The 251-nt window shown below is 39.0% G+C and carries 1 pseudogene; it reads left to right on the top strand.

The window, feature by feature from the left end:
- A pseudogene (locus AS888_RS12585) lies at positions 1-251 on the top strand (IS5/IS1182 family transposase); the annotation flags it as partial.

The raw sequence follows: 251 nt of genomic DNA, 5'->3' as shown, positions 1-251 counted from the left end.
CCAGTGCGAATAAACGGAAATTTGAAAAGAAAATCGTTCGTAAAGAAACACGAGCGTATCAAGGACGTCTTCAAGAAGAAATCAATCAAGATCGTGAAAAACATGGAAAGAAGCCTTTTCCACCAGATAAATTTGATAAGGAAGAAACCAAAGCAATTAAAGAAAGTACTACGGATCCTGAGAGTGGCTACTATGTGAAAGATGAACGAACAAAACAGTTTGCCTATTCATTCCATGCTGCCGCAGATGCC

Source organism: Peribacillus simplex, from assembly GCF_001542915.1.
Classification (GTDB): Bacteria; Bacillota; Bacilli; order Bacillales; family DSM-1321; genus Peribacillus; species Peribacillus simplex_B.
This window is presented reverse-complemented; position numbering and strand designations above follow the sequence as displayed.